The organism is Alcanivorax sp. HI0044, assembly GCF_001634945.1.
Window position 1 is genome coordinate 1 of the sequence record NZ_LWEZ01000884.1, and the last position, 441, is coordinate 441.

Below are 441 nucleotides of genomic sequence, written 5' to 3' on the forward strand. Positions count from 1 at the left end.
TCCAGCACCCATCGGGCATGGATGCGGTGTGTATCGTCATCGACACGGATGGCGAAGACCAGTGGGTTGAACATCAGGGTATTGCCGACTACACCGAAAAAAGCCCAGCCGAGCTGGTCGATCTGATCCGCCACGCGGGCATTGCCGGCATGGGCGGCGCTGGCTTCCCCACCAGCATCAAGGTGAACCTGGGCGACCATCAGCGCGTGGAGCAGCTGCTGATCAATGCGGTGGAATGCGAGCCCTACATCACCGCCGATGATCGCCTGATGCGTGAGCGTGCCGAGCAAATCGTCACCGGCATTCATATTCTCCAGTACCTGCTCAACCCCCGCCGCACCCTGATCGGTATCGAAGACAACAAGCCCGAGGCCATTTCCGCGATCAAACGGGCCTGCAAAGGCTCCGATATCGAAGTGCGTGTGGTGCCCACCAAATACC

Annotated in this window: 1 pseudogene; it reads left to right on the forward strand. The window is 59.9% G+C overall.

From position 1 onward, the window contains the following. Positions 1-441 (forward strand): annotated as a pseudogene (locus tag A3730_RS10490) (electron transport complex subunit RsxC); the annotation flags it as partial.